The organism is uncultured Bacteroides sp., from assembly GCF_905207245.1.
In the GTDB taxonomy this organism is placed as follows: Bacteria; Bacteroidota; Bacteroidia; order Bacteroidales; family Bacteroidaceae; genus Bacteroides.
The window spans coordinates 1-9,984 of sequence record NZ_CAJLKP010000123.1; the positions used below are offsets into that span (position 1 = coordinate 1).

Below are 9,984 nucleotides of genomic sequence, written 5' to 3' on the forward strand. Positions count from 1 at the left end.
GCATGGAACCTTGTTCCCTTGTCAACTTGTCCCCTCGTCAACTGATTCAAATCCGCTCCGAAATGAAGAAACTTTCTTTTTTTCTTTCCGTCAGGACGTGACAAAGAAAGACTATTTGTTATATTTGTAGCAATTTAAAAACCCGAACAAAATGAAAAGAATAACTTTAAGATTTATTCCCGGTGTGCTTCTGATTGTTGCACTTCTGCTAAGCTCTTGTCACCCAGTATATGAAGTGACAAAGGCAGAAGGAACAATGTTCGCAATAGACTCCACCTGGGATGCCAAACCCGATGCTGAAGCGGTGGCACTGCTTGCTCCGTATAAGGCTAAAGTTGACAGTATCATGTATCGCGTGGTGGGCACTGCGGAAATGAGCATGGATAAGGGTGCTCCCGAAAGCCTGCTGTCCAATCTGGTGGCCGATGTGTTGCGTAATGCAGCCGGACAAGTGTTGGGAAAACCTGCCGATATGGGACTGGTAAATATGGGAGGCTTGCGCAATGTGCTGACAGAGGGGCCCATTACCTGCGAAAATGTCTATGAAATATTACCTTTTGAGAACTCCCTTTGTGTGCTGACCATGAAAGGCGTTTACCTGAAAGAATTGTTCAACAATATTGCAGTGCGTCATGGTGAAGGTGTCAGTGGTGTGCAACTTCTGATAACGAAAGACGGAAAACTACTGCAGGGCACGGTTGGCGGTCGTCCGGTAGAAGATGACCAACTCTATACCGTTGCTACCATTGATTATCTGGCCGATGGCAATGACGGCATGATAGCCTTGCCGCAGGCTGAAAAACGGGAATGCCCGGATGGAGCTACCTTGCGTGGTTTGTTCATGGACTATGTGGAACAACAGACTGCTGCCGGAAAGAAAATCACCTCCCGTCTGGAAGGTAGGGTAACGGTGAAAGATGAGTAATCGTCTTCTTTAAATAAATCATTCATAACTTTTAATTTGTCATTCATGAAACGATATATTCTTTTGCTATTGGCTGTTGGTTACCTTTTTCCGGCATCAGCACAACAATCCACCAGAGAAATTCTTGTGGAACCTCTTTGTTTGGTGGCTCCCGAGTCTGCTCAGGATACCAAGCAATTAGTGATTTTGCAGACCAGTGATACACATAGCCGCATCGAGCCTATTGCGGCACATGCTGCCGACCGCTATGCAGGTATGGGTGGAACGGTGCGCCGGGCTACTCTTATCAAAGAAGCGCGCGCGGTTAATCCCGATTTGTTATTGTTCGATTGCGGAGACATCTCTCAGGGAACGCCCTATTATAATCTGTTCCAAGGTGAAGTGGAAATCAAAATGATGAACCTTATGGGTTATGATGCCATGGCAATCGGGAATCATGAATTTGATTTCGGCTTGGAAAATATGGCACGTCTGTTTCGTATGGCAAACTTTCCGGTGGTATGTGCCAACTATGATGTGACGGGCACGGTGCTGGAAGGATTGGTGAAACCTTACATTACTCTTGAACGTAACGGATTAAAAATAGGTGTGTTCGGTCTTTCACCGAAGATGGAAGGACTGGTGCAGGCCGATAAGTGCGAAGGCGTGGTTTACAATGACCCGATAGAAGTGGCGCAAAAAACGGTAGACTTGTTGAAAAACCAAGAGAACTGTGATGTTATAATCTGTTTGTCACACCTCGGCTATCAGTTGAAGGACGCTCCTTGCGATGAAGTATTGGCGCAGAAAACAGACCATATCGATGCCATTTTGGGTGGGCATACGCATACCTTTATGAAAGAACCGGCGATTTATTTAAATAAGGACGGTAAGAACGTGCCCGTACTGCATACAGGAAAGAGCGGGATTTATGTCGGCATGTTGAAGTTGACGCTTACCCAAAACGAAGAATCTCAATCATCATCTAAGTAATAAATAAAAAATGAAGAGAACTATTCTCTTAGTATTGGTTGCTCTTTTCGGGGGTAGCCAATCATTGCTTCACGCACAGGCGGAAGCACCTTTTCTTCCTTCAGCGGCAGATGGTCGTTGCAAACAGTGGGTAGACTCCGTATATGCGGGACTGAATCTGCAAGAGAAAGTCGGACAACTGATTGTCACTACCTTCCCTGCCAGGGCGGATAAACAGAAAAAGAAGCGGATACGTGAGCTGGTCAAGAAGTATAAGATTGGCGGACTGCTGTTTGCAGAAGGTACTCCGGAAGAGCAGGCGATACTGACGAATATTGCGCAGAAGAATTCCAAAGTTCCCGTATTGATTACTTTTGATGGTGAATGGGGACTTTCCATGCGTCTGGAGGGTACGCCCTATTTTCCAAAGAATGCAGCCCTTGGTTGTATTGAAGATAACAGTTTGATTTATGAATATGGGCGTGAGGTGGCGCGTGAGTTTCGCGAACTGGGTGTGCATGTGAATTTCGCGCCTGATGCAGATGTCAATACGAATCCCTTGAACCCGGTGATTCATGTGCGTTCCTTCGGTGAAGATGCAAAGAAGGTGGCGAAGAAAGTAGTGGCTTACAGCCGGGGATTGGAAAGCGGCGGTGTGCTGTCCGTCAGCAAGCATTTTCCCGGACATGGTGATACGGATGTGGATTCGCATAAAGGATTGCCCGTGCTCTATTACAACCGTGAGCGTCTGGATAGTGTGGAACTGTATCCTTTTAAAGAGATGGTGCGCAACGGTTTGGGCGGTGTAATGGTAGGACATTTGCAGGTGCCTGCTCTGGAACCGGATAATATAACACCTTCTTCACTCTCTAAAAATATAGTGACGGGATTGCTGAAGGATGAGATGGGCTTCCGGGGACTGGTGTTTACCGATGCACTCGATATGAAAGGTGTATCGTCTGTGCCCCGGCTTACGACAAAGGCATTGCTTGCCGGAAACGACATGGTGCTGGTGCAGTACAACACCGAGAATGCAGTGGGAGAGGTGCTGGCTGCTGTGAAGGAAGGGGTACTTCCGGAGGCAGAAGTTGAGGCAAAATGCCGTAAGATACTTACCTATAAATATTTGTTGGGTTTGCGTCAGCCACGCCCACAGCTACAAGTCAGCGGAATGAGCTATCGCATCCATACGGACGAAGCACGGGCATTGGTCGCTAAGTTGCGCCAAGCTGCTGTGACAGTGTTGGGCAATCATTTTGGAGTTTTGCCTTTGACACCAGTCGGTGATGCCCCGATGGCAGTGCTGAGTGTGGGTGAGGGCAAGGATAGTGTATTTATTAATGAGATGAAGAAGTTATCTCCAGTTCCAATGGAACATTTCCGCCTGACGAAAGAGATGACTGCTGATGCCCGTGGAGAACTGGCACGCAAGTTGGCTGACTATCGCCGCATTGTGGTCAGCGTGTCGGGAAGTGATGCCGGTGTGGTTGCTTTTGATGATTTTCTGGCAAATCTGAACCTGCCTGCACCAATGGTATATGCTTTCTTCACATCCTATCGTGGTATGCAACCTTTGGAGCCGGCTTTGAGCAAAGCCAGTGCTGTGGTTCTGGGACATTCGTCCGAAGCGGATATTCAGCAATATGTAGCGGGTGTGATATTTGCCAAGGTTCCTGCGCAGGGAAAACTGTCCATGAGTATCGGAAAACTTTACCGCGCGGGCGAGGGGAGTGTCATCGTTCCGGGCATGAAGCCGGGGAACGTTATTCCTGAGGATTTGGGGATGAAGTCTTATGAATTGCATCGGATTGATGCAATTGTCGAGGCGGGGCTGGATGCGAAAGCTTATCCCGGTTGCCAGGTGTTGGTATTGAAAGACGGGCAACCGGTATATGACAAGTGTTTCGGTATGCATTCCGATAAAGACACCACTGCCGTGCGGCCTACAGATATGTTTGACCTTGCTTCTCTGACCAAGACAACTGCTACGTTGCTTGCTGTGATGAAGCTCTATGACGAAGGTAAACTGAAACTGACGGATAAGGCATCCCAATATCTGCCTTTCCTGAGGAATACGAATAAGAAGAATATCACTATCAAAGATTTGCTCCTTCACGAATCCGGTCTGCCGCCTTATATCCGTTTTTACCTGGAAGCCATCGACCCGAATACCGTGCAAGGCCCCTATGCCCAAAGCTGGGTGGATAAATGGCACCGTACACAGGTGAGCGAGCATAGCTACTATTGTTCGGACTTCAAGTTTAAGAAGGGACTGGTATCTGCGAAAGAGTCATCTGTCCATACGCTGCATGTGGCCGATGATATGTGGCTGAATAAGAGTTTCAAAAATACTATCCTGCAAAAGATTGCCCGTTGCGATATGGATGGCAAGCGGTATGTATATAGCGACCTTGGCTTTATTCTGCTGCAACAGGTAGTGGAAGCGATTGCCAAATTGCCGATGGACCTTTATATTGCGAAAGAATTCTATGCTCCTATGGGTTTGCAGCGCACCATGTACCTGCCTTTGCTGAGATATTCCAAACAAGAGATAATGCCTACGGCAGCCAATGATTTTCTCCGCCGCCAGGACTTATGCGGCTATGTGCATGATGAAGCGGCTGCTTGTATGGGCGGCATTTCCGGTAATGCAGGTCTGTTCTCTACGGCTACGGAAGTGGCGAAAATCTATCAGATGCTGCTGAACGGTGGTGAACTGAATGGTAAACGCTATTTGAGTGAAGCTACCTGCCGGTTGTTCACAACGGAAACTTCTGCCATCAGCCGTCGCGGGTTAGGCTTTGATAAGCCTGATTTAAGTGACTTGAAGAATAGTCCTTGTGCTCCTTCGGCCACATCTGCCGTTTATGGGCATACCGGCTTCACCGGTACTTGTACCTGGGTGGACCCTGAGAACCGGACGGTATATGTATTCCTCAGTAATCGCCTGTGTCCCAATGTTTGGAATACGAAACTGGGAGAGATGAATATCCGGACAAATATACAGGAAGCCATTTATAAAAGCTTGAAATAGCCTGGGCATAAAACTACAGGGGGCACGGTAAATACAGTGTTTTTTACTAATTAGTCAAAAAAATTCTGTATTTACCGTGCCTTTGTGTTTGAAATGATATAACTTTGGTAGCCTTAATGTATAGATGATAATGAAAAAAATACTCCTATCCTTCCTTATGATATGCAGTTGCTGTGCCGGTTTCAACGCTCAGGCGCATCCTCTGCCTGCACGGCAATCTCCCATAGTTCCTGTTGAACCAATTATAATCCGCCAGTTTTCCGGTGACGAACAGTGCCGGCAATGGGTGGACTCTGTAATGGACAGGATGAATCTGAAAGAACGCATCGGACAACTCTTTATTTATACAATTGCCCCGCAACAAAATAAAGCTAACCGCGACCTGCTGCGCAAAGTGGTGAACGATTATAAAGTGGGTGGCTTGCTCTTTTCCGGTGGCCTGATAGAGAACCAGGCGGTTTTGACGAATGAGGCGCAGAAGATGGCGGATGTTCCGTTGATGATAACCTTTGATGGTGAATGGGGACTATCGATGAGGCTGCGTGGCACGCCGGTGTTTCCGCGCAACATGGTTCTGGGTTGCATACAGGATGATAAACTTTTGTATGAATACGGACGCGAGATGGCGCGGCAATGCCGTGAACTTGGCGTGCAGGTAAACTTTGCCCCGGTGGCGGATGTGAATATCAATCCGAAGAACCCGGTTATCAATACCCGCTCCTTCGGTGAAAGCCCTGCGAATGTGGCGGATAAGGTTATAGCCTACTCCCGTGGTCTGGAAGAAGGTGGTGTGCTTTCTGTAAGTAAACACTTCCCCGGTCATGGTGATACGGATGTGGATTCACATCATTCATTGCCGGTATTATCTTTTTCGCGGGCACGGCTGGATAGTGTGGAGTTGTATCCGTTCAGAAAAGCCATTCAGGCAGGATTGTCCGGTATGATGGTGGGACATCTTGAAGTGCCGGTACTTGAACCGAAACGGGGGGTACCGTCTTCACTTTCCCGCAAAGTGGTGCACGATTTGCTGACACAGGAAATGAAGTTCCAGGGATTGGTGTTTACGGATGCGCTTGCCATGAAAGGTGTTTCTACTACTGACCAGACTGTCTGTTTGAAGGCTTTGAAGGCAGGGCATGATTTGTTGCTTGTCCCGCGGCGGATAAAGGAGGAAGTGGATGCTGTGCTGGATGCTGTGAAACGTGGCGAACTAACTGAAGCAGAAATTGAAGCGAAGTGCCGGAAGGTGCTTACTTATAAGTATGCCCTCGGATTATCGAAGAAACCTTTCGTTCGTCTTTCCGGTTTGGGAAACCGTATCAATACAGCGCATACCCGCGACCTGATACGCCGTCTGAACCAAGCGGCAATCACAGTATTGCAGAATAAAGGCAATATGCTTCCTCTGGACGCGGATACCCGGGAGGTAGCTGTGCTCAATGTAGGCGATGCAAAAGAAATTCAACCTTTCCTGAAAGAACTTTCCGGATACATTAAAGCCTCCACTGCCGTCTTCCAACTGAAAAAGGAACTGCCGGAAGTTGCGCGCAAGCAACTGCGTGACTCCCTGTCGCAATACAAACGCATCCTGGTTTGTGTTACGGACCATCGCCTGATACCTTACCAAGCTTTCTTCAATGAATTTGCTCCGGATGTGCCGGTGGCTTACCTGCTCTTCATTCCTGGCAAACAGGTGTTGCAGATACGCCGGGGAGTATCTGCGGCTGATGCTGTGATATTGGCTCACTCTTCAATGGACGATGTACAGGAACAGGTGGCGAGAATACTCTATGCTGATGCTACGGCGGACGGACACCTTTCGGCAAGTATTGGTAGTCTGTTTGCAACAGGTGACGGACTCGCTATTACTCCGAAAACACCGCGTCACTTTGTTCCCGATGAATATGGAGTGAACTCCCGTTTGCTGGCGCGTATTGATGACATAGCAAAAGAAGGTATCAAAGAAGGAGCTTATCCCGGTTGCCAGATTGTGGTGCTGAAAGGTGGAAAGGAAATGTATAATAAAGCATTCGGAACGCATACCTGGGGAGGAATGGTCGGCATTTCGGCTAATAAGCTCCCTGCCGCAGTGAGTGTTCCCGGTGCAGGTCTTCCTGTGTCTCCGACGGATGTTTATGACCTGGCTTCCCTGACAAAGACTACAGCGACGCTGCTTGCCGTTATGAAGTTGTACGATAAAGGCCGTTTGAGCCTAACGGACCGTGCTTCGGATTATTTGCCCTGGTTGCAGGATACGGATAAGAAAGATATTACTATTCGCCAGTTATTGTTGCACGAATCCGGATTGCCGTCCACGTTGCTGTTCTATCAGGAAGCGATAGATGGGGATAGTTATGCAGGAACTCTTTTCAAAGCGCGACCGGATGCGACTCATTCCGTACAGATAGGCGCCCGTACCTGGGCGAATCCGAAATTCAGGTTCAAGGAAGGACTGACGTCTAAAGTGCGTACGGCGGAACATACGTTGCAGGTAAGTGATAGCCTGTGGCTGAACCGTTCCTTTAAAGAAGAATATTGGCAGAAGATTGTGAAAGCACCTTTGCGCGACCGCCGTTACCGGTATAGTTGTGTTGGCTTCATCCTGTTGCAACAGGTGGTTGAGGCACGTACGGGGATGTCAATGGATGCTTTCCTCGAACAGGAATTCTATGCACCGATGGGGCTGAAGCGTACGGGATACTTACCTCTGCAAGGTGCGGCTGCTGTTGGTATTGTTTCCGGTACTTATACGCCTGTACCAAAAGCCGAAATCATACCTTCTTCCATCGACCCGTTCCTGCGGAAAACGGTGCTTCAAGGATTTGTTCATGATGAGTCCGCAGCCTTCCTGGGTGGTGTGTCGGGCAATGCCGGACTGTTCTCTAATGCCACGGAAGTGGCGCGCATCTATCAGATGTTGCTGAATGGAGGTGAATTGGATGGCAAACGTTATCTGAGTCCGGAAACTTGCCGTGTCTTTACTACTACCGTTTCCCGTATCAGCCGTCGTGGTCTTGGTTTCGATAAGCCCGACCGGCAGAATCCGGCAAAGAGCCCGTGTGCAGTCGCTGCTCCGGCCACTGTCTACGGACATACCGGCTTCACAGGTACTTGTGCTTGGGTGGACCCGACGAATGGTCTTGTTTATGTCTTTCTTTGTAATCGCATTTATCCCGATGTATGGAATACGAAGCTGATGAAGTTGGATATCCGTACACGGATACAGGAGGTGATATACCAGGCGTTGAGGTAGTTACGAGCTACAAGCTACAAGCTACGAGTGCTGCGCTATTACGCCGAAAGGCACTCGTAGCTCGTAACTTGTAGCTCGTAACTAATACAAACGAAGGGAATAGTCCCCCGCTCACGCGGCCGGCTATTCCCTTTTTTTACACGTCTTGAAACAATCAATTAATACCAGTCAAACTTATATCTGTGCTATAATGCAAATTATGTTAGAATGCAATACCCAGACGCAGACCGAAATTGCTCAAACCGTCTACACTGTAAGTGAACAAATCACCCTTGTTGGTACCGTAGCTGTAATAAGCTGCGATGTGCAGACCCGGTCCGTAAGCCCATGGATAGATATTGAGGCCGATTTCCGGTGATACGTAGAAGCCCCATGTGCTCTTGTTAGCCTCGTAAACGTTGAAAGTAGATTTGATTTCAGCGTACTGAGGGCCGACTTTCAAACCGAAGTAAGGCTGGAAAGCTCCGCCACGGTCGAAAGTGTAACGTCCGGCAAGACCGAAAGGCAACTGGAACAGCGTGTGCTGTTGGTCGGTATTGATGCTACCGCCTTCACCTACGGGTAGTGTCTGGCGTCCGAAGTATTCGTGGTTGCTGTGGTAAGCCAAGAAAGCACCGAGTGCAATGTTCGGGGTTACGTAATAACCACCTTCAAAACTCATACCCCATCCGCTGGCTTTGTCAGCGAAGTGGTTGCTCAGGGGAAAGTTGAACTGCCAATCGATATTGGCATAACCGTTATCGGTCATTTGTGCCTTTGCCGGCATGGCGAAGACGAGAGCCAGGGCGGCAACTGCCAGTACTCTCATGGAAATATATTTTATTGTTTTCATATTTGTTATTGTTTTTAAGTTACGGGATAGTCCGCTTCCGGACCATCTTCTACTAACTACTTAACTACTAGCTACTAATTACTTATTAGTCAGATATGAGGATTGAGTGAAAGCCTGGTTTACACCTTCAACCGCCAACTTCGCATTGACAGAGCTGGAACCGCTGAGCAATCCGCTCATATAGCTTGTCCAGAGTACGGGCAGTTTTTCTTTTTCGCCTTGAGTGGCTTCCAGATTGAGGAGTTCGGTAATGAATGAACCGGTGCTATAAGTATAGGTTACGGCATACGGGTAGTACCATCCGCCCCAGTTACCCCAGTAAGGTGCATCCCAATATCCTGGGTAGTTCCACCACCATTCGGGGCGTCCATAGTCATTAAAGTAGTAAGTGCTCTTGATGTAGCTGACCTGTAAACCGAGGTTGGCTTCGTCACGGTCATCAACGCGGACATAACCACGATTGCTCATGTTGGTTGCATAGGCTTGCAGAATTTCTTGAGCGTTATCATCTTTCCAGTACTCAGCTTCTTTCTTGTCGCCGATGATGAGGATACTGTCCGGCATGTAGTACGTTTGGAAAGCTTTGAAGTCAGCTTTCGCGTCATAGTTGGTATAAACCAGATACTTGTTGTCCAGCTTATCCGTGTCAGGGTCTTTTTCGCAGGCTGCGAAAGTCAAGACCACCAATAATAGGGGAATTAATTTCTTCATACTTCTTATAATGTTTAGGTTAAATATAAAAATCCTGCCCTGGTACCTCAGGCTTTTGGTACATGAACAAGATAAAAAATAAAAGGTTCAGAAGAAGGTATGTTAAATTTGTGTTTTTTGGTGGGAAAGTACTGCTTCGTTTGAGCTTAGATGTATATTGAATCGTGGACACAGGTATCTGAACCTTGCCTTAGTAGGGTGCTTTTGATAAAAGATAGATGTGTGTAGTGTACTGAATAAGTTGACACTTCTAAAATTAGAAATTCATATGGAAGCAT

General features: G+C 47.7%; 6 protein-coding genes. 4 read left to right on the forward strand and 2 right to left on the reverse strand.

The features are described 5' to 3' along the window. Nucleotides 1–151: 151 nt before the first annotated feature. The 4 genes from QZ135_RS23220 (at nt 152) to QZ135_RS23235 (ending at nt 8,163) form a co-directional block, all read left to right on the forward strand. Nucleotides 152–925, forward strand: a complete 774-nt coding sequence (locus QZ135_RS23220; protein WP_294615212.1) for a 5'-nucleotidase — start codon at nt 152–154, stop codon at nt 923–925. A gap of 45 nt (nt 926–970) precedes the next feature. Beyond that, nucleotides 971–1,897, forward strand: coding sequence for a metallophosphatase (locus tag QZ135_RS23225; protein WP_294615214.1), 927 nt, complete (start codon nt 971–973; stop codon nt 1,895–1,897). 10 nt (nt 1,898–1,907) lie between these two features. After that, entirely contained in the window at nt 1,908–4,910 is a 3,003-nt protein-coding gene (locus QZ135_RS23230; protein WP_294615217.1) for a glycoside hydrolase family 3 N-terminal domain-containing protein, read from the forward strand. A gap of 130 nt (nt 4,911–5,040) precedes the next feature. Continuing rightward, the gene (locus QZ135_RS23235) at nt 5,041–8,163 is read left to right on the forward strand and encodes a glycoside hydrolase family 3 N-terminal domain-containing protein (protein WP_294615220.1); all 3,123 of its coding nucleotides are present in this window, start codon (nt 5,041–5,043) and stop codon (nt 8,161–8,163) included. A 202-nt stretch (nt 8,164–8,365) separates the two neighbouring features. Here the strand turns inward: QZ135_RS23235 and QZ135_RS23240 are convergent, their stop codons facing one another. Further along, entirely contained in the window at nt 8,366–8,995 is a 630-nt protein-coding gene (locus QZ135_RS23240) for an outer membrane beta-barrel protein (RefSeq protein WP_294615223.1), read from the reverse strand. A gap of 78 nt (nt 8,996–9,073) precedes the next feature. Continuing rightward, nucleotides 9,074–9,706 carry a DUF4136 domain-containing protein gene (locus tag QZ135_RS23245; protein WP_009129381.1) on the reverse strand — a complete coding sequence of 211 codons (633 nt, stop codon included), beginning with the start codon at nt 9,704–9,706 and terminating at the stop codon, nt 9,074–9,076. Nucleotides 9,707–9,984 lie beyond the last annotated feature (278 nt).